Origin of the sequence: Christiangramia aquimixticola (assembly GCF_048285835.1) — a bacterium.
Taxonomy (GTDB): Bacteria; Bacteroidota; Bacteroidia; order Flavobacteriales; family Flavobacteriaceae; genus Christiangramia; species Christiangramia aquimixticola.
Genome location: NZ_JBLVTL010000363.1, coordinates 1 through 276 on the forward strand (window position 1 = coordinate 1; position 276 = coordinate 276).

Consider the following 276-nt stretch of genomic DNA (forward strand, 5'->3'; position numbering starts at 1 on the left):
GTTTAGTGTAAATTCTCTTTCAAAATAACCTCCTCGGGTTGAAGAAAGCTTTATTTTCCCTTTTATGGCTTCTTTACCATCTACTTTCACTTGGAAAGTAGCGGTCTTCTTCTCACCTACTCCGGTATATCCAGAATAGATGGTCTTATCAAATAATGAGGGAGAAGTAATTTTCACCTTGGCGTTTTCATAGCCTTTGGTCAATTCCTTATCAAAATCCAGGGATACACGGTCTTCTTGCACAATTTTAACCAGCTTAGCTTGTTCCAATGCCAC

1 protein-coding gene is annotated in these 276 nt (G+C 38.8%); it reads right to left on the reverse strand.

Going from position 1 to position 276, the window contains the following annotated elements; all coding sequences use genetic code 11:
- Positions 1 to 243, reverse strand: a 243-nt coding sequence (locus tag ACNKXV_RS14835; protein ID WP_417908464.1) for a hypothetical protein, incomplete at its 3' end; no start/stop codon positions are given.
- Positions 244 to 276: the final 33 nt, after the last annotated feature.